The organism is Shewanella sp. 10N.286.52.B9 (genome assembly GCF_002873635.1).
GTDB lineage: Bacteria > Pseudomonadota > Gammaproteobacteria > Enterobacterales > Shewanellaceae > Shewanella.
This window is the reverse complement of sequence record NZ_MCTY01000207.1, coordinates 11,768-30,656: the sequence shown is the minus strand read 5'-3', so window position 1 is coordinate 30,656 and position 18,889 is coordinate 11,768. Positions and strand designations below refer to the sequence as shown.

Sequence of the window (18,889 nt, the reverse complement as noted above, 5' to 3'; positions counted from 1 at the left end):
AAAATACACAATATTAATAATGACTTACAAGGCTTTGATGATGGATTATGTTTCAGTTAATAAGCATGCTTGGAATGAAAGAGCAAAAGTGCATTTTGATTCATCATTTTATGATGTGGCTGGTTTTTTGAAGGGAAAATCTTCATTAACCGAAATTGAAACAGCTGAACTTACTGATGTTAATGGAAAATCTTTATTACACCTGCAATGCCATTTTGGTCTTGATAGCTTATCTTGGGTTCGTAAAGGTGCAATTGTCACTGCAGTTGATTTATCGGATGTTGCCATTGCTAAAGCTAATGAGCTGGCATTGCAATGTGAGCTAGAAGCCGAGTTTATTTGCGCCGATGTGTATCAATTTGGCGATCAAAGTTTGCCCCAATTTACCGATAAGCAAGTCACTGATTTTGACATTGTATTTACCTCATACGGCACCATTTGTTGGCTGCCTTGTCTTGATCGTTGGGCAAACATCATTGCCAAGAGTTTAAAGCAGGGTGGCTGTTTTTATATGGCTGAGTTTCATCCACTACATGATGTTTTAGAAGGTTATAGTTATTTTCATAAAACTGAGGCTGATGTGGTCGTTGAGGGTAGTTATACCGAATCACACGGTAATTTCGAGTCTGCATCTTCACCGCAATCAACAGCTTCGACACCACAAACTATGCTGACTTGGCCGCATTCATTAAGTAATGTTATTAATGCGCTAATCAAAGCAGGGATCAGAATTGATAGTCTTAACGAGTATCCATTTAGCCCCTATAACTGCTTTGAAAATTTGATAGAGCAAGCGCCTAATCAGTTTCATTCTATTGTTAAAGGTAACTCAGTGCCTTTAGTGTTTACAGTGAAAGGAACCAAAGTCTAAATGGTTTTTACAAAGGGTAATAAACTTAAGGTCGTGACTGGCTGGAGGGCACTATTTGCCAAAGTGTCGATATTATTATGCGGGCTTATTTTATTAATATATTGGTCGTACTTATATCTCAGTCCCAGTTTGACCATCAGTAATCAATCAGCTCAAGGTGTTGAATCCGCGGTGGTAAAACTTCCCCATAGCCGCTTAGACTTTGGTGACATCGCCGCCATGCATACTAACACCCTGTATTATGATTTAGCGCAGTTAGATGGCGCATATCGTTATCACATAGAGCTTGATAGTGGCGAGATCATCGCAGGTGAGTGCGGTTATATTACTAATTTTGAAATTCATAAAAGAGTGGTAATTACGATTTCAGAGGCTGCGACAATGAGTTGCAGCGTTAATTAATAACCATTTCTAACAATCGCGTCTCAACAAGGTTATTAGGTTTGTTATAGATTTGTTTGTTTTTATATTCAAAAACATTATGACTGTAAACCTGATGGAGAAATTGCGTATTAAGTGCTTATGTTTAAATGAATTTATTTTTATATTGACGGCTTTTAATATAAATTCAGCTTCCGTCTCTACTATGCGCAGCTTGGTATTTTTTTGTACAAAATATCAACACTTTATTGTCAGTACACTATAATAGCTAAAGTTGAATTTATTCAGTTTATAGCCTATTAAAGAATCATGGTTATTCAAGGATATCCCTACATGATGTTAAGAGTTTTATCAGGTATTTTTTTAGGTTTTACTGCTTTTGCCACTCAAGCAAACGTGAATGCGTCCGTTAACGAGTCGGTTACAGAAGCTGCGGATGAAGCTATCGAAGTTCAGCCTAAATATGACCGAGTTTTTCCTATTTGGGCACAAGATGCCATTGATTTAGGCTATGAGTTACCTAAGCCGTATGGCATAGGGGTGACCTATATGAATATGGATCAGCCATTGGTGGTAGAAAATGTCAGTTTCTCGGGATTAGGTCTGCTTGATGAAATTGTCTCAATTAAAGGCAGTGAAGCGATTCAAGAGTCAGAAACAATTACCTTTCGTGCTGATATGTGGGTGCTGCCTTTTTTAAATTTATACGGCATTATTGGTAAAACCTCAGGTAGTAGTATTGCAAATGTCACGGTCAACTTAGATCTTCCTCCTCCATTTAAGCCGGTAGAAACCGCTCCTTTTGACTTTGCCTTAAATTTTGAAGGCTTAACCTATGGCGCCGGTGGCACCATTGTTGGCGGTATTGGTAACTGGTTTGCCTTGCTCGATGTTAATTATACCAATACAGATTTAGATATTTTAGAAGGTGAAATCAGTTCAATTGTTGTTTCACCAAGAGTTGGCTACCGTTTTGATATCCGTGGTCACGATACCCAAATTTGGATTGGCGGAATGTACCAAAATGTTGAGCAAACCTTCAGTGGTTTTTTACAGGATATTGGCGTGCCTATTCCTGGTGCTAAATTCGAAGTTAACCAACATTTAGCCGATAAATGGAATGGTTTAATTGGTGGCCAAATTGAGTTGGGTAAAGGGTTTGATTTACTGCTTGAGGGCGGTATTGGTACTCGTACTAGTTTTATGGCAGGTATTGGATATAGGTTTTAATATTGATGAGACTCATAATCCTTAGTTTTTTTGCGCTATTGCTTAGTGGCTGCAGCATTGTTGCCATGGTTGATGATCACCAACAAAACAATTTGCTCAAAAACGGTTTTGAGCGTCATCAAATGTCATTGACTGAGGGAGGCGAGTTACATTACTGGCAAGGGGGCGATAGCGCTAAACCCACTTTATTATTACTACACGGTTTTGGTGGTAATGGCATGACCAGCTGGTATGAAATGATGCTCGACTTGAGTGAGGATTATCAAGTGATAGTGCCGGATTTACTGTGGTTTGGTGAGTCCTATAGCGCTGCACCTGCCACTATCAGTAGTGAAACCCAAGCTATGCAACAGTTGATAAGCCAATTAGCGTTAAGCAGCGTTAACCTGGTGGGTATTTCTTTTGGTGGTTTTGTCACTTTTGATTTAATGATCCACGAGCCCAAAGTGGATAAGGTGGTGATGCTAGCAAGTCCTGGACTGATATTTTCAGATGAGGATATGCTAGCAATGACTAAGCGTTTTGGTGCCGATGTGCCTGAAGCGGTGTTTGTGCCTAAAAATGGCCCTGAAGTAAGACGTTTACTTGAAAAAACTTTCGTTGATTATCCATGGATGCCAGCGTTCATCGACCAGCAGGTTTATGAATATTACTTTGCCGACTCTCTGCCACAAAAAGAATCTCTTATTACCACCTTGCCGGCTTATCGGGATCAATTAAACCCCGACGAATTTGCCGACTCTTTACCGTCAACCATCTTAATCTGGGGGGAAAAGGATGTGGTGTTCCCATTAGATAACGGTCGTCGTTTTGCTGAGTTTTTAAATGCACCTATCATAGTTATACCTGACGGTGTTCACGGATTGAGTAATGACTTTCCTAAACAAATTAATAAAGAAATCAGGGCTTTTATTCAATGAAAATCATAAAAATTCCCGTAGCGATATCATTTTTAGGCTTAGTTATGACCTTAGGCGCTTGCTCTAGTAATGAGTGGCAAGTGCGCGCATTACCCACAGATATTGCGGTCAGTGCCGCTTTAGATGATATACCTGATAATGCCTTAGTCAGAGATATTACCCTTCCTGAAAATGCAGCACTTTCAATGCCCGCCAGTGTCAGACCTTGTTGTGCTTTTGGTTTTGACCAAAAAGTCGCTATGGGGTTATTACCGATCCCTTTTTATCGTCACGCTAACACAGTAGCGCTTGAGGATATTGGCGCACATGCATTTGATGCCGGTACATTTAGTTATGAAAAAGGCTCACCTGATAGCGGTAAGAGCATGGAAAACAATGGCATGCTTTATACCCGTAAAGGCGGCTTTATTGATTTAGCCCATGTGCGTGATACCGCTGATAATGCTATTGCTCTGTTTTATCTTATTCAGCCTAAACTGGGTCAGGCACAGTCAATTGAATTACCATTAGAAATTGGCCATAGAACCTTTGAACTTGCCGCTTTTGATGTGAGTTATTTATCGGCAGATGACCGTTGGGAGTTAGCGGCGGCCATGGCGGTACGCTTAGCCTTTACTATGGCTGAAGCCCATGAAATATCCCAGTGGCATGGTTATCGCAGTTTTGCCTTATGGACAGAAGCGGTATCGGCTTATTCGTTAGAAGATTTATATTCAAACATGCTGGGAGCCAAAATTGCGTTAGCAATCCTGACCAACAATTTAGCCATGACCAAGCAGCAATATGATTATCATATGACGGGTTGGTTAGCGGCCACATTGGCTTGGTTGGAGCCTTTATCTAAAGAGCAAACCAATGCGCTCTTTAGGGCAATCGATGGTGACTGGTGGGACTCAAACGAGCCACTACCAAATAAATTCGTATTACTTAAACGTCATTACCTACTCGGCGACAAACAATCACCTTATTTGGTCAGTAAAGAGCAAGCTCAGGCGAGTGATCAATGGGACAAGGTAGCAGCAGTTTACGACGCGCCTGCATCACCACAAAACTTATCATTAGCCGTTGAGCTTTTTGGGATTAACTTTGATGAAGTGGCTGTGCAGCACATTAGTGTAGATAAAAAGTTTGCAGGTTCATTTAGCCACGTACCAGAAGAATTATGGCTTGATGGCTTTACCCATTTGCAGTTTGTAGAGATTGCTAAATATGATGAACGTGAGGATTATAAGTTGTTAAAGCAGCATTTAGCTGAAAACCCTCATTTGACCCATCAACAAACGCCGCTAGATGACTTGCCAGACACTCGCGAACAAACAGAGCCTCAAAATGCTGCAGACACTGGTGCAGCTATTAATGACGCTGCCACAATTGAACCAGCAATAGGTGCGCTGTTAAATGAAAATAATTAGTCCGTTTGTTACTCGCCTACTGATTGTAAATTGTGCCAGCTTTTTTGCCATCAATGCCGCTATTGCTGCCCCATTAACGGAGGCGAATGCGGCTATTTCTGCCAACGCAGAAATAAATTCACAAGTAAATTCAACAATAAAGCCAGAAACGTCAGCGCCAATAACAACAAGCGAAGGAGAGGCGGTATTGGTTGGCGCTGATCAGCTTGAAACCATAACCGATGAAGCTGAAGATCAAGGCTGGTTTGAAAACCTACTGACTAACCTCGGTGCCGATGGTGAGTTTGATCCAGATAAGGGCATTGATTTTAGCTATTTACCTGGGCCATTTTATAACCCTGAAATGAGTTTAGGTGTTGGGATATCTGTGGTTGGGCTATATCAAGTCGACCCAGAGGATACTGTAAGTGATTTATCTTCTTTGGTTATTAATGGTTTAGCCTCAATCAATGGCGCGCTAGGGGTCGGGATTGAAAATAAAACCTTTTTTAATGGCGATAACCAACGTCTTTATTTAAATGCCAATGTGTATGACATACCGGATGTGTACTACGGCGTAGGTTATGAATTTAACCAGCAAGACTTAAATCGGGTTGAATTTAATAGTCAAACATTTCAAGTTAACCCTATGTTCCTGCAGCGCATATCCGCCCATAGTTTTGTGGGAGCAGGTTTTGATTTTACCTATGCAAAGGCCACGGATGTTGATGTGGTCTCAATTGATGTGGATGTTGACCCTTTACAAGAAGTTTCTCGTAATGTTGGGGTCAATTTATTAATTAACTATGATACCCGCGATCATGTGCTTAACCCGCAGCAGGGGAGCATTAGCCAGTTTGAGATTGGCGTGTATCGCGAAGACTTTGGCGGCAAGCACGACTTTGAAGTCTATAACGCTTTATACAGTGCCTATTATCCAATCCTTGATGATGACACCATAGCATGGCAAGTACGCGGACGCTTCACCCACGGCGATGTACCTTGGGATCAGCTATCTAAAATCGGTGGAGGTAATTCATTACGGGGCTACACCACGGGTCGCTATCGTGACAAACAAATGCTGCTGGCTCAGGTGGAGTATCGACAACATTTAACTGGCAGGCACGGCATGGTTTATTGGGTTGGTGCAGGCAGTATTGCAGACAAAGTGGGCGAACTGTCCTTTGATGAGTTACTGCCTAATATTGGTATCGGTTATCGTTTAGAGGTTAAGCCTAAAGTCAATTTACGCCTAGATTTAGCGTTTGGTGATGGTGACAGCGGCTTTTACTTTAACGTCAATGAAGCCTTCTAGCGGCCCTTAGCAGTGCTAACTCTGTTTGCACTGCTTTAATAACGCTTCAAAAAAGTCGCTGCCTTTTCTTTCTGCAAAAGCAATATTACGCTCTGGTATGGTTTCAGGTTCGTTATATTCGGCTAAGGCGGCTTCCATACTGGCTTCGCGAATAATATGGATGGTTGGATAAGGCGCACGATTGGTATAGTTTGCTGCGCTGTCTTGGGGCTCTCCCTCAAAACAATAGTCAGGGTGAAAACTTGCTAACTGATATACCCCTTCATAGTCATGCTCAAGTAACTTGTCATTGGCCAAGTCAACAATATCAAGATAGCTGTAAAACCCTTCAAAGCCACGAGGCAAGATAAACAGTGTGGTTTCTGCTTGTGGATTTTCATCCAAATACTGACATTCAGTTAAAAAATCCTTCATTACCTGCTTTACTTTGGTTTGTTCACAAGTGAAATAGCGAATGCTATTGCGTTCGATTTCACGGCGGGCAAAAGGACAAATATTGTATTTCATAATCACTTTAGAAACCCAGTTGGCAGTTTCTAATTCGACTTGGCTAATTTCAGACATATAAACCTATTGTTACTACTTGGGTTAACTATTGGGTAGGATCATCGGAATGATCGACAGCACTAATAACACTGCCATCGAAACATTGAAAATGCGTTGCTGTCGTTGATTTTTTAATAACTTTTTCAGCCCAACCCCAAAACTTAGCCACACAGAGCCACAGGGCAGTGCGATACATAAAAAGACCATGGCAATAGTGAGCACTTGAGGTGTTAACGGTTGCTCAATGTTCGTGAAAGTCGCAATGGTACCAATTGCAATTATCCAGCCTTTAGGATTGACCCATTGAAAGGCTGCAGCTTGTATAAAGCTAAAGGGTTTACTGGTTTGTTTACCTTCTAAATTACTGTTGTTGTTAGCAATTAGCCAAGAAAGGTAAAGTAAGTAAGTGATCCCAACGACTTTTATAATTTGGTGCATGATGGGGTAGGTTTGAAATAAGCTACTTAACCCCAGACCAATGGCCAGTATCATGGTCGGAAAGCCCAAAGAAATACCAATCAAGTGGGGAATACTACGTTTAACACCAAAGTTCACTCCTGAGGTCATCAACATAATATTGTTTGGCCCAGGGGTTATACCGGCTGAAAAGGCGAATAATGCAATAGTAAAAATTAATTCCATATAAGGTTTTGTTTTGGGGGTTAGGATAAAAGATTTTTGAACTGCATATTAGCCTTAATTTAAACAGTAACCTAGTGAAAATTAATCCCTGAATGATGCGAATGACAATACCAGCATTTTTTGTGAGTTACATTGGTTTGCTAAATGATGGGTTTGAGTGGCGCTGGTGTTACGCCTGTGTTTTGTTTTATAAGTGCTTGGATGGTGAATACTGGCTATTAAGTTTGTGATCTCGTTGAATTTCAGTCAGGTTAGGTTATGGTTTATATGGTAGATTTATATTAATAAGAGGTTTTGTAACCTTCTAAACTACCAATCTGGTTGAAATAGATAGTTGAGGCGTAAATGATAAAGAAACAACATTTTTTATGGGTGAGTTTATTATTGATTTTCTTAACTGGCTGCACCAGTAAAGAGGCCACAGAAGTCCATGTGCCAACAAGTGTTACTATGGTTACCACTGGTGATTTAGGCGCAATATCGCCTTATGGCAAAACCTTTGCTTGGCATCCAACGATGTTTAGTGTTCATACTGCTAATAAGCTTGATGATGAAGAGCTTATTAAACATATGCGCCAATCTATTACTAAAATTATGCAGCAAAAAGGCTATTCATTGGTGAGTGAAGCGCAGTCGCCAAGTATGGTCATAGGTTTTGGCATGGCGTTAGAGTCTGAAATGAGCGATAAAGAAATTATGGACAAGGCTGGCTTAGTCGCTGGACTATCAACAGCAGGGATAGATGACGAGTTTGAAAAGGGTTCTGTACTTGTAGCGATATTTATTCCTAATAGTCAACAACCTATTTGGCGTGTACTTGCTCAAGGTTTCACTGAAACAGATAAACCGGTTCAAAATCGAGAACAACGCTTTGATAAATTAACCACCATGATGCTAAGAGCTATCCCACATAATGACAGCTACTGAATTATTTAATAATTAACAAGGCTTTAATTAAGCAATTGCGTCCAAAAACTAAAAACCGCCGACAGTGATGTCGGCGGCTTTTTTGTTAAAGCAAGCTGTTAGTATTGATCTAAACAATCACATTTATATGAAGAATTAACGCAAGGTGACTGGCTATTGCGCGATTTCTACTTCGTAAGATGAAAACTTTCTGATGTTAATCACCCCAGTGTCAAAGATTAAGTACTGGCCTTTGATACCTTGTAAAACCCCGGTGACCTCAGGTGTTTTATCAAAGTTATGCGACTTAACTTTTTTAGGAAATTCAGTGATAGGGAAATGAATGCTTTGTATCGAATTATCGAGCCTTTCGATAACAAAATCAGGGTTTTCTTGCTGCAGTTCAACGAGTCTCTGCTCTACTTCAGGCATTAATTGCTGAGCCATTTCTACTAAATCAACATCATCAGCATTGCCCTTTAACATGGCTTGCCAATTAGTTTTATCATTGATGAGTTTAGCAAACTCAACTTCCACTAAACCTGACAATTGGCGAGTTGAGACCTTGAAAATAGGTAGCCCTTGGGTGGCACCTTGGTCAATCCAACGCGTGGGGATTTGGGTGTAACGGGTAATGCCGACTTTGATGCCTGAAGTATTTGATAGGTAAACAAAGTGAGGCACAAAACAATGAGTTTGCGCCCATTCTGGCTCACGGCAAGTACCTTGATCAAAATGGCAGGTTTCAGGTTTCATGATGCATAAATCACAGCTTGCCAGCTTTTGCATGCACACATAGCAGTGGCCCTGAGAGTAGCTCTTCTTGGTTTTTTTACCGCAATTACAACAGAAAATATTGCCTGTATGGCTAAGGGTTAGGGTTTTACCAATTAATGGGTTTAGCGCAACGCTATTATCGCCAACCGGCAGTTCGTACTGCACTTCATCTTGTTCATTAAGGTGAGTGCGCATTTTTGATAAGGTGCCTAACATCGGTATTCTCTTATATTGTGGTGTTATTGTTGATTATGTCATGCAGTCTACCAGATGAATGCCCGTTAGATTAACCGCTTTTTTAGATTGGCTTTAGGGAGAAATACTCCTTAAATACGCTCAAGTAGGGGATAAAAAGTCATGGACTTGGCCATGACTGATTATTTTGCATCTCAAGCTTTCAATACTTCTGAATATGCTGTTCAAGTGCCTTGAAAAATATTGACTATTAAGCGCTTTTACTGAGCTTATCTAATACCACATCATCACCTAACTCATACAAAGAGTCAGTAAGTTGCTCTTCTTGGCATGGATCTGATAACCCCAAGCCCATTGTAGCCCTGAACAAGGCGATGCCTGTGTGGCCAGCAGTTTCTTGTTTGCTACTAAATTGCTCGATGTTGATCCCAAGGGCATTGATCTTATTTGAGATTTCCAGCACTAATCCTTCACGGTCATAAGCGACTAAATTGAAGCTGAGACGTTTTATTGGTACAGGGGTTTGGCTGGTTTTATTAAAGCTGCAGGTTAGGCCGTCAATGCACTCTAAAGCATCTAATAATGCGTCCCATTTAAGGGCTGATACTTCTAACTGTAATATTGCCGCAAAAATGCCATCAATATGACGCATTTCTGAGTCCAGCCAGTTACCGTTATGACGACTTATTACATTGGCGATTTGTTCAACTAATCCTTTTCTATCAGGTGCTTGAAGGGTTATCAGGTAATGAAGCATAAAATAAACTCCCAAAATTTTAACAAATAAATCTGCTGTAACACTACTGTCATAAAGACGTCATATAATTCAGCTCAATAAAATATGGCATTTATAGTCTGCCATAAACACAAGCTAAATAGCTGTTTTAAAACTGGCAATTTGCTTAAAGAAAAAACAGTTCGCTTAAGTAAAAAGCACCGTTTAGTTAGTAACACAGCGAATCAAACAATCATAGCGAAATATCGTTAACGATTAATTATAGAGGTTCTTAATGGAAAGTCAGGTAAGTCAGCCTGGTTCTGCGGCGAAGAGTTTGTTAGTAAACAGACAAACCAGTCGTAGAGCGTTTATGGATAAGGCAGCTGAAGTGGGTGTCACTGTGGGTGGCACCATGGTATTTGTCGCTTTGTTGCTGATTTTCTTTTATTTATTGTATGTGATTAAACCTATATTTGATGGCGCCGATGTTGAGCCTATTTCAACCATCAGCTATCAACAAACTGAGGTCGCGACCTTAATGGTCGGCAGTGATGAGCAAAATGAAATTGCTTATCGGGTATTAGTCGATGGCCAAGTTGATTTTTATTCAGTTGCAGGGCGTCAGTTAATCACCAGCTTCAAACCTAAGCTTCCTAAGGGCGCAACGGTTGTTAGTAGCGCTAAAGCTAAACCTAACGAGCAACGTTTTGCCTTAGGCTTAAGCACTGGTGAAGCATTAATCGTCGGGGTGGATTTTGGAGTAACTTACCCAGATAACAAGCGCACCATTACCCCAAGATTACGTTATCCACTGGGTGAAACACCGATTATGGTGGATGAAGGCCAAGCCCTTAACAATCTGGTTTTTGATTATATCGATAATCGTGTTGGTTTTGCTTATCAAGATGACAATGGCTCGTGGAAGCTAAGTCGCCTTGAAGGCGAAGAAAACATGATGACTGAAGAAATCGAATGGTATTCAGATTTAACCTATATCAAAGATGCACCCAATAATGCCTTAACGGCCTTAATGACACCGGATCATCGTCAATTGATCCTGCCAACATCGAATAAACTGTTTATTTATGATATTCGCAATAGTGACGAACCTAGCTTGTTGCAAGTTATCGATGTGAAAAATGGTAAGTCAGTGGTGTCGAAAGTGATGCTGCTAGCAGGTGCTAGTTCAATTTTAGTCAGTTATGATAATGGCTTAATTGACCAGTATTTCCAAGTCAGTGGTCGCAGTGGTCGTTTGTATCAAAAAATAAGACACTTTGACAATGACGCTAAAGTCGGAGCCATGACGACAGAGTTTTACCGTAAAAGTTTTGCGGTAGTCAGCCCTGAAGGTGAGCTATCACTGCTTTATACCACCAGTCAGCGCAACTTATTCACTGAAACATTTGATATCGCCAACCCGGGCGCGATGGCATTTAGCCCTCGTTCAAACGCCTTAGTGGTTGAAGCTAATAATAAGCTCAACATTTTCGCGGTTGATAATGCTCACCCTGAAGTGTCTTGGAGTGCTTTGTGGGAAAAGGTCTGGTACGAAGGTTACCCAGAGCCACAATATGTATGGCAGTCAACCTCGGGCTCAGATGATTTTGAAGCAAAATTAAGCTTAATGCCGTTAGCTTTTGGCACCATGAAAGCGGCATTTTATGCAATGTTATTTGCCGTGCCACTGGCCATTGCAGGGGCGATTTATACCGCCTACTTTATGTCGCCAAAAGTGCGCGGCGTGGTTAAGCCGACCATTGAAATCATGGAAGCACTGCCGACAGTAATTTTAGGCTTCTTAGCTGGCCTTTGGTTAGCGCCATTGATTGAAGATCACTTACCGGGCATTTTAGTGTTACTCACATTACTGCCCACCAGTATTTTAGTCAGTGCATTTACCTGGAGTAAATTGCCAGCGAAATGGAAGCAACGCCTACCTGAAACCTATCAAGAGATCATGTTAATTCCAGTGATTTTGTTTGTGGGTTGGTTCTCATTTGAGATTAGCCCTGTAATCGAAATCGCCTTCTTTGATGGTAATACCCGTCAGTTCATTACCAATGATTTAGGCATTACATTCGATCAACGCAACGCCTTTGTTGTGGGTATTGCGATGGGTTTTGCGGTTATTCCAACAATTTTCTCCATTGCTGAAGATGCGATTTTCTCAGTGCCACGTCATTTATCAAATGGTTCACTGGCACTGGGCGCGACTAACTGGCAGACCTTAACCCGCGTGGTGCTGCTTACGGCAAGCCCAGGTATTTTCTCTGCCATCATGATGGGTTTAGGCCGCGCAGTGGGGGAGACCATGATTGTATTAATGGCAACAGGTAACACCGCAATCCTTGAGTGGAGTGTGTTTGAAGGGATGCGTACTCTAGCGGCAAATATCGCCGTCGAGATGCCAGAGTCTGCCATTGGTAGTTCCCATTACCGTGTGCTATTCCTTGCGGCATTTGTGTTGTTTGTATTCACCTTTGTCTTTAACACCATTGCTGAAGTGGTACGCCAACGTCTACGTGAACGTTATAGCTCACTTTAAGGAATGAAGATGAACAGAGTTTTTAATATTTCGCCAATCGCCTTGAGAGGTTTGTGCAATGGGTAAGTGGTTTAAATCAGGTTCTCCATGGATTTGGATGACTGGCGGTGCGGTGAGCATTTGTTTGATTGCAGTACTGGGTTTGTTGTTATTGATTGCGTGGCGCGGCTTAAGTTACTTCTGGCCTGCCGATATTTATCAGTGGCAGCTAGAAGACAATAATGGCGTTAAAACAACCCTAATTGGTGAAATCTACGACCGTGAAGAAGTGCCCACTGAACGTTTAATTGCAGCGGGTCATCAGTTTGATGAACATCCTGGCGAGTTTGTGACTCGTTACTTAGTTAAAACCGGTAACCGTGAATTCGTTGGCTTAGATTTTCGCTGGATCCTCGGCACCGATATCGTCAGCCGTGAAAAGCCAGCTGATGTGGCCATGCTCGAAAGGGCTAAAAATGGTAACTTTTACGGTTATCCAATTGCGGTCATTGAAGACGGTAAGCGCTTAAATATTACCGGCGAGGCCATTGAAACTTCGTTAGTAGCACATATCAAGCGTGCAGTTGATATTGCTGATGAGGCGCTGGCACTGCAAAAGTCTGAAATTGGTTCAGTGAACTATGCCTTAGAGCGTTTGCGCCTAAAAGAGCGTAAATATGAACTGGATGGCAAACTCACTCCAGCGATTAAAGCTGAGATGGACGCCCAAGCAGAGCAGTTAAACCAAGACTACTTAGTCATGGAAAAAGACTTATTTGCCCTGCGCGACAAAGCGGCGCGAGATTCAGTGGTTGTGCGTGATATGCGCGGTGAAGAGGTCACCTTAAAACTTGATAGCGTGCTTGATGTTAGCTATGTCAATCACATGAACATCGTCGATAAACTCGGTCATTGGTTTGTGGGCATGGGGCGTTTTATTAGCCAAGACCCACGTGAAGCTAACACCGAAGGCGGCGTGTTCCCTGCTATTTTTGGTACGGTATTTATGGTGATGCTCATGGCGGTTATCGTGACCCCATTTGGCGTAATCGCGGCAATTTATTTACATGAGTACGCCAAAAAAGGGCCAATTACTAAGATGATCCGTATTGCGGTGATTAACTTAGCCGGTGTGCCATCAATCGTTTATGGTGTATTTGGTTTGGGCTTCTTTGTGTATATGCTTGGTGGTTCGTTAGATCAGCTGTTTTACCCTGAAGCATTGCCTGCGCCAACGTTTGGTTCACCAGGGGTGATTTGGTCAGCCTTAACCTTGGCTATCTTAACTTTACCTGTGGTGATTGTATCTACGGAAGAGGGTTTAAGCCGTATTCCAAGTGCCGTGCGTCAAGGCAGCTTAGCCTTAGGGGCAACCAAATTTGAAACCTTATGGCGCATTGTTATTCCAATGGCAAGCCCTGCGATTATGACCGGACTTATTCTTGCGGTCGCCCGAGCAGCAGGTGAGGTAGCACCACTGATGTTAGTGGGCGTGGTAAAACTGGCGCCGACATTACCGATTGATATGAACTTCCCGTTTGTGCATTTAGAACGTAAGTTTATGCATCTTGGGTTCCATATTTATGACGTTGGCTTTCAAAGCCCTAACGTTGAAGCGGCGAGACCATTGGTTTACGCGACTTCATTCTTATTAGTATCTGTGATTGTGACACTTAACTTAACAGCAATTAGTGTACGTAATCACTTACGTGAAAAATTCCGTTCGCTAGAACATTAATTAGCGATATCCTGAGGAAAATACAAAAATGATTTCAATTGATCAACGCGCAACTAAATCTAACATTATTGATTTAGCAAACTTACCCGCACAGGATACTGCCCTAGAAATTCGTAACCTTGATTTACGTTATGGTGATAAGCAGGCGTTATATAACGTTGGAATGAAAATTCCTAAAAAACAAGTCACCGCCTTTATTGGCCCAAGTGGTTGTGGTAAATCAACCTTACTGCGTTGTATTAACCGCATGAATGACTTGGTTGAAACCTGTAAAATCAGTGGTGAAATCTTACTGAACGGGCAAAATATTTATGACAAAAATGTTGATGTCGCTCAGTTGCGTCGAAATGTCGGTATGGTTTTCCAGCGCCCAAACCCATTTCCTAAATCAATTTATGAGAATGTGGTTTATGGCTTACGCCTACAAGGGGTGAGTAATCGCCGCGAACTAGACGAAGCTGCTGAAATGTCATTACGTGGCGCTGCGATTTGGGATGAAGTGAAAGATCGCTTACACGATAATGCTTTTGGCCTATCGGGTGGTCAGCAACAACGTTTGGTTATTGCTCGCGCTATTGCTATTGAGCCTGAAGTGTTATTGCTTGATGAGCCCACATCAGCACTGGATCCTATTTCAACCTTAACCATCGAAGAGCTGATCACTGAGCTTAAATCGAAATACACAGTAGTGATAGTGACCCATAACATGCAACAAGCGGCGCGGGTTTCTGATCAAACCGCCTTTATGTACATGGGCGAGTTGATTGAATATGCGGATACCAATACCATTTTCACCACGCCGCAAAAGCGTAAAACCGAAGATTACATCACAGGTCGTTACGGTTAATAATAACGAAGTGAGTAAGCTGGCGCTTATGGCAAGTCATTGGTGAGAAAGTCAGAGATAATTAAGGTAATAAAGTAATGGAAAACAAAAGTTTAAATAAGCATATTTCTGGACAGTTTAATGCTGAATTAGAAGATATTCGTAACCGTGTTTTGGCCATGGGCGGTTTAGTTGAGCGCCAACTTGAACAAGCCCTTGATGCTCTTGGTAGCTTAGATGCCGAGCTTGCCCAAAAAGTGATTAATGGCGATCACCGCGTAAATGGCATGGAAGTGTCAATTGATGAAGAATGCACCCGCATTATTGCTAAGCGCCAACCAGCGGCAAGTGACTTACGTTTAATTATCACCATAACTAAAACTATTACTGATTTAGAGCGTATTGGTGATGCTTGTGTACGTATCGCAAAAGCAGCATTAGATAAACGTTTAAACAATCAACAGCCATTATTGGTGAGTATTGAAAACATGGGTCGCCATGCAACCCGTACCTTGCATTCGACACTGGACGCGCTTGCACGTATGGATGCTGATAATGCCTTAGAGTTACACAAAGAAGATGCCAAACTAGACAAAGAATATGAAGGGATTATTCGTCAGTTAATGACCTATATGATGGAAGATCCTCGCTCAATTCCTGGTGTGTTAGATGTACTTTGGGCTGCGCGGGCGGTTGAGCGTGTGGGGGACCGCTGTAAAAACATTTGTGAGTACATTATCTATTTCGTTAAAGGTAAAGATGTTCGCCATACTTCCTATGAAGAGATGGAAAAAGATCTAAATATGTAAGCTATGTTTGCCTGCAAGCAAAAAATAACAGTCTCATTATGGTTAATGGGACTTTTTTATTGCTGTCACTTTTATGCTGGTAGTGCTAATGCTGTGAGCCAACTCACAAAAGTTAATTAGCCTTTGCTCAACAAGGGGGCTAAATAGGCTGGAGCATTAGCAAACTGTGTTAAAATTTCTGTAATTCCTCGTTCGTTTTGTAGGCTCAATGAAAAACACCCTTTCTCGTGGTTTAACTAACTTACTGCCAATGGCACTGAGTCTGTGGTTATTCTGGTCATTATTTATTTCTTTAGATGGTTTAGGCCATTTACTGCTGGATATTGTTAATTTAGAAAACAGCTTTGTCGGCGCCGGGTTTATTTTGGTGGCAGTGTTAGTGTTTATTTCAGGGCTGTTATTTTCATTTAGCCCATTTGCTTGGTTATACGCTTGGCTTGAGCGTCAATTAATGAAGTTCCCGCTGTTTAAATCTGTCTATGGCAGTATTCGTGATATTGCGAACTTAATGAAACGAGACGGTAAGCCAAAGAATCAAAAAACCGTATTGATCAAGCAAGCCAATGGCGGTTATGTGGTTGGCTTTATCATGAATCAACAGGCGCCTAAACCGCTTACTGAAGCCCTACCTGAAGGTGATTGGGTGCCAGTATTGTTTCAGCTTAGCTACCAAATGGCTGGGGTGACGAGTTTAGTCAAGCGTGAAGATTTAATTGAAGTCGATTGGTCATTTGAAGATGCCATGCGCTTTAACTTAACTGCGGGGATCTCGATTGCTAATGCCAATACTAATACAAACGCTAATGCCAATAGTGATATAAACGCTAATGCCAATAGTGATATAAACGCAAATGCTAGCGGCAATGCAACTAGCGATGAAGCGTCAGCTAATGAAACTTTGGCGTCAGATAATAGCACTTCAGCAACTAAGAAATAGTGCTTTTTAATCCCAATGCGCGCGAGTACAAATTTACCCCTCAATGATTACGTTAAACGCAATCCAATAGAACCAGCCTATACTTATGCAATTGTCAGCGCAATTGTTACCTATGTAGCTGTGTTCATTATCCTATTTACAGGTCTCAATCATGTTTAAGAAAGCGAGTGTTAACCCTCCGGTTTTCTTCCCTTCAGTATTGCTTATTTTTGTCATGGTATTTATTTGTGCCGTTTGGCCAAATGAAGCTAGCCAATTTTTTAAAGCCATTCAAAGTTGGTTAGAAGTTAAAGCGGGCTGGTTGTATATTGTTGGGGTGGCTATTTTTCTCATCTTTATTATTTTTGTCATGATGAGCCGTTTTGGTGACATCAAACTAGGCCCAGATCATTCCGTGCCTGACTACAGCTTTAAAAGCTGGGTATCTATGCTGTTTTCTGCAGGGATGGGTATTGGATTAATGTTCTTTGGCGTGGCAGAGCCAGTGATGCATTATTTAGCCCCACCTGATGCAACGCCTGAGTCACTGGAGGCTGCAAAAGATGCCATGAAGATTACTTTTTACCATTATGGCATCCATATTTGGTCAATCTATGCCGTAGTGGCTTTAAGCTTAGCGTATTTCTCATATCGTCATAAACTGCCTTTACTGCCACGTTCTGCCTTATATCCACTCATTGGCGAGCGTATCTATGGCCCTATAGGGCACGCGGTTGATACGTTTGCGGTGATCGGCACCATGTTTGGCGTAGCAACCTCATTGGGCTTTGGGGTGCTACAGGTCAATTCAGGCTTAAGTTATTTAATTGATGGTTTGCCAAATAACATCACTGTGCAAATTATTATCATTATGGCGATTACCGCGATAGCAACGGTTTCTGTTTTTGCAGGCTTAGATAGAGGCGTTAAACGTTTAAGTGAGCTTAACCTTGCGTTAGCACTGCTATTGCTTGTGGCAGTTTTAGTTCTTGGACCAACAGTGCTGTTACTGCAAGCATTTGTTCAAAATACCGGTGGTTATTTAAGTGATATTGTGGGTAAAACCTTTAACTTATACGCCTACGAGCAAAAAGATGATTGGCTTGGTGGCTGGACATTATTGTATTGGGGCTGGTGGATCTCATGGTCGCCATTTGTAGGTACTTTTATTGCTCGTGTCAGTCGTGGGCGCACTATTCGAGAATTCTTAGTCGGGGTGTTATTTTTCCCAACTGGCATCACTTTCCTATGGATGACAGTATTTGGTAATAGCGCCATTGATATGATTAGAAACCATGGGGCGAGTTATCTATCGGATGCGGTTTCTAATGATGTATCGGTGGCCTTGTTTCGATTTTTTGAGCATCTACCATTTTCATCAGTATTGTCCATCATTGCCATATTCTTAGTGGTAACATTTTTTGTTACTTCATCAGATTCCGGCTCGTTAGTGATTGATAACTTGACCTCAGGCGGTAATGAACAAGCGCCAGTAGGCCAGCGAGTTTTTTGGGCGATACTGCAAGGTGTTGTCGCGAGCGTATTATTACTCGCTGGTGGCTTACAAGCGTTACAAACAGCAGCGATTGCCAGTGCAATGCCAATCATGATTGTGATGCTATTGATGTGCCTTGGCTTGTATAAAGCCTTACAAGATGATCGCTTGAAATTAGAAAGTGTGCAGCAACACAATACCAGTGTGCAATTTGCTAAAGCCAACATGAGCTGGGAAGATCGTATTGATGTACTGGTCTCTCACCCCAGTCAAGAAGATGCGCAGCGATTTTTAGATAACATCGCCAAACCGGGACTTGAACAAGTCAGACAAATATTTTTAGCTAAAAATATGCCTGCTGTCATCACCCAAGATGATGAAAGGGTACGTTTATTGATCGGTAACAACGAAACCCTGCAGTTTGCTTATGGGCTGCGTATTCGAGCATTTACCATGAATGGTGCCGATGTCGAAGGCTTTGCTAGTGAGCAAGACTATTATCGGGTGGAAGTGTTCTTAGAGCACGGCGGTCAGCATTACGATGTGATGGGTTATACTCAAGAGCAAATTATTGCAGATATCGTTAATCAATATGAACGCTATTTACACTACCAGCATTTGTCTAATTCAGAGTTAGTGACTTACTAGCGGCTGCTTGTTTTAAGCGGTGCTTGTTTTAAGTGGTG

Annotated in this window: 16 protein-coding genes and 1 pseudogene; 13 read left to right on the top strand and 4 right to left on the bottom strand. The window is 41.7% G+C overall.

All coding sequences use genetic code 11. The features are described 5' to 3' along the window. The first annotated feature begins 40 nt into the window (after positions 1–40). From BCU91_RS16700 to BCU91_RS16675, 6 genes are all read left to right on the top strand, one after another. Positions 41–871: a class I SAM-dependent methyltransferase gene (locus tag BCU91_RS16700; protein ID WP_102531944.1), complete on the top strand. Its 831-nt coding sequence runs from the start codon at positions 41–43 to the stop codon at positions 869–871. Beyond that, entirely contained in the window at positions 872–1,273 is a 402-nt protein-coding gene (locus BCU91_RS16695; RefSeq protein ID WP_102475670.1) for a hypothetical protein, read from the top strand. It begins immediately after the preceding gene. A 312-nt stretch (positions 1,274–1,585) separates the two neighbouring features. Beyond that, positions 1,586–2,482, top strand: a complete 897-nt coding sequence (locus tag BCU91_RS16690; RefSeq protein WP_241900939.1) for a virulence protein — start codon at positions 1,586–1,588, stop codon at positions 2,480–2,482. 5 nt (positions 2,483–2,487) lie between these two features. Further along, positions 2,488–3,402 (top strand): alpha/beta hydrolase, encoded by a 915-nt coding sequence (locus BCU91_RS16685; RefSeq protein ID WP_102437699.1) that lies wholly within the window; start codon positions 2,488–2,490, stop codon positions 3,400–3,402. After that, positions 3,399–4,814 (top strand): DUF4056 domain-containing protein, encoded by a 1,416-nt coding sequence (locus BCU91_RS16680; protein ID WP_198590486.1) that lies wholly within the window; start codon positions 3,399–3,401, stop codon positions 4,812–4,814. Before BCU91_RS16685 ends, BCU91_RS16680 begins: the two co-directional genes overlap by 4 nt. Then, complete coding sequence (locus BCU91_RS16675) at positions 4,801–6,108, top strand: BamA/TamA family outer membrane protein (RefSeq protein WP_102437697.1); 1,308 nt, start codon at positions 4,801–4,803, stop codon at positions 6,106–6,108. Before BCU91_RS16680 ends, BCU91_RS16675 begins: the two co-directional genes overlap by 14 nt. A 15-nt stretch (positions 6,109–6,123) precedes the next feature. Here BCU91_RS16675 and BCU91_RS16670 read toward each other — a convergent pair whose 3' ends face one another. Together BCU91_RS16670 and BCU91_RS16665 are read right to left on the bottom strand one after the other, a co-directional pair. Further along, positions 6,124–6,672: a DUF1415 domain-containing protein gene (locus BCU91_RS16670; RefSeq protein WP_102437695.1), complete on the bottom strand. Its 549-nt coding sequence runs from the start codon at positions 6,670–6,672 to the stop codon at positions 6,124–6,126. Between the two features lie 24 nt (positions 6,673–6,696). Continuing rightward, positions 6,697–7,296, bottom strand: coding sequence for a LysE family translocator (locus BCU91_RS16665; protein WP_102531943.1), 600 nt, complete (start codon positions 7,294–7,296; stop codon positions 6,697–6,699). 345 nt (positions 7,297–7,641) lie between these two features. Here BCU91_RS16665 and BCU91_RS16660 point away from each other — a divergent pair, with 345 nt between their 5' ends. Next, a complete protein-coding gene (locus tag BCU91_RS16660; RefSeq protein WP_102475669.1) occupies positions 7,642–8,223 on the top strand; it encodes a DUF4136 domain-containing protein in 582 nt (193 codons plus the stop codon). Between the two features lie 153 nt (positions 8,224–8,376). Here BCU91_RS16660 and BCU91_RS16655 read toward each other — a convergent pair whose 3' ends face one another. Both BCU91_RS16655 and BCU91_RS16650 read right to left on the bottom strand, forming a co-directional pair. After that, positions 8,377–9,195: a DUF2797 domain-containing protein gene (locus BCU91_RS16655; RefSeq protein ID WP_102437689.1), complete on the bottom strand. Its 819-nt coding sequence runs from the start codon at positions 9,193–9,195 to the stop codon at positions 8,377–8,379. A 229-nt stretch (positions 9,196–9,424) separates the two neighbouring features. Then, the gene (locus BCU91_RS16650) at positions 9,425–9,931 is read right to left on the bottom strand and encodes an ACT domain-containing protein (protein WP_102437687.1); all 507 of its coding nucleotides are present in this window, start codon (positions 9,929–9,931) and stop codon (positions 9,425–9,427) included. A 253-nt stretch (positions 9,932–10,184) separates the two neighbouring features. Between BCU91_RS16650 and BCU91_RS16645 the strand changes: the two genes are divergently transcribed. The 6 genes and pseudogenes from BCU91_RS16645 (at position 10,185) to BCU91_RS16620 (ending at position 18,851) form a co-directional block, all read left to right on the top strand. After that, entirely contained in the window at positions 10,185–12,440 is a 2,256-nt protein-coding gene (locus tag BCU91_RS16645; protein ID WP_102531942.1) for an ABC transporter permease subunit, read from the top strand. A gap of 58 nt (positions 12,441–12,498) precedes the next feature. Then, on the top strand, positions 12,499–14,157 hold the full coding sequence (pstA, locus tag BCU91_RS16640) for a phosphate ABC transporter permease PstA (RefSeq protein ID WP_102437683.1): 1,659 nt from the start codon (positions 12,499–12,501) through the stop codon (positions 14,155–14,157). A gap of 28 nt (positions 14,158–14,185) precedes the next feature. Continuing rightward, positions 14,186–15,004 carry a phosphate ABC transporter ATP-binding protein PstB gene (gene pstB / locus BCU91_RS16635; RefSeq protein WP_102437681.1) on the top strand — a complete coding sequence of 273 codons (819 nt, stop codon included), beginning with the start codon at positions 14,186–14,188 and terminating at the stop codon, positions 15,002–15,004. Between the two features lie 77 nt (positions 15,005–15,081). Continuing rightward, positions 15,082–15,792, top strand: coding sequence for a phosphate signaling complex protein PhoU (gene phoU, locus BCU91_RS16630; protein ID WP_102437679.1), 711 nt, complete (start codon positions 15,082–15,084; stop codon positions 15,790–15,792). Positions 15,793–16,000: 208 nt separating this feature from the next. Next, a pseudogene (locus BCU91_RS16625) lies at positions 16,001–16,564 on the top strand (DUF502 domain-containing protein); the annotation flags it as partial. A 316-nt stretch (positions 16,565–16,880) separates the two neighbouring features. Beyond that, positions 16,881–18,851, top strand: coding sequence for a BCCT family transporter (locus BCU91_RS16620; RefSeq protein WP_102437675.1), 1,971 nt, complete (start codon positions 16,881–16,883; stop codon positions 18,849–18,851). Positions 18,852–18,889: the final 38 nt, after the last annotated feature.

Bases quoted from the DNA above. Each gene is read 5' to 3' on its own strand.
- BCU91_RS16695 (WP_102475670.1), top strand. From the start codon at position 872: ATGGTTTTTACAAAGGGTAATAAACTTAAGGTCGTGACTGGCTGGAGG.
- BCU91_RS16660 (WP_102475669.1), top strand. From the start codon at position 7,642: ATGATAAAGAAACAACATTTTTTATGGGTGAGTTTATTATTGATTTTC.
- BCU91_RS16685 (WP_102437699.1), top strand. From the start codon at position 2,488: ATGAGACTCATAATCCTTAGTTTTTTTGCGCTATTGCTTAGTGGCTGC.
- pstA (WP_102437683.1), top strand. From the start codon at position 12,499: ATGGGTAAGTGGTTTAAATCAGGTTCTCCATGGATTTGGATGACTGGC.
- BCU91_RS16620 (WP_102437675.1), top strand. From the start codon at position 16,881: ATGTTTAAGAAAGCGAGTGTTAACCCTCCGGTTTTCTTCCCTTCAGTA.
- BCU91_RS16650 (WP_102437687.1), bottom strand. From the start codon at position 9,931: ATGCTTCATTACCTGATAACCCTTCAAGCACCTGATAGAAAAGGATTA.
- BCU91_RS16690 (WP_241900939.1), top strand. From the start codon at position 1,586: ATGATGTTAAGAGTTTTATCAGGTATTTTTTTAGGTTTTACTGCTTTT.
- BCU91_RS16655 (WP_102437689.1), bottom strand. From the start codon at position 9,195: ATGTTAGGCACCTTATCAAAAATGCGCACTCACCTTAATGAACAAGAT.
- BCU91_RS16670 (WP_102437695.1), bottom strand. From the start codon at position 6,672: ATGTCTGAAATTAGCCAAGTCGAATTAGAAACTGCCAACTGGGTTTCT.
- BCU91_RS16645 (WP_102531942.1), top strand. From the start codon at position 10,185: ATGGAAAGTCAGGTAAGTCAGCCTGGTTCTGCGGCGAAGAGTTTGTTA.
- BCU91_RS16665 (WP_102531943.1), bottom strand. From the start codon at position 7,296: ATGGAATTAATTTTTACTATTGCATTATTCGCCTTTTCAGCCGGTATA.
- phoU (WP_102437679.1), top strand. From the start codon at position 15,082: ATGGAAAACAAAAGTTTAAATAAGCATATTTCTGGACAGTTTAATGCT.
- BCU91_RS16680 (WP_198590486.1), top strand. From the start codon at position 3,399: ATGAAAATCATAAAAATTCCCGTAGCGATATCATTTTTAGGCTTAGTT.
- pstB (WP_102437681.1), top strand. From the start codon at position 14,186: ATGATTTCAATTGATCAACGCGCAACTAAATCTAACATTATTGATTTA.
- BCU91_RS16700 (WP_102531944.1), top strand. From the start codon at position 41: ATGGATTATGTTTCAGTTAATAAGCATGCTTGGAATGAAAGAGCAAAA.
- BCU91_RS16675 (WP_102437697.1), top strand. From the start codon at position 4,801: ATGAAAATAATTAGTCCGTTTGTTACTCGCCTACTGATTGTAAATTGT.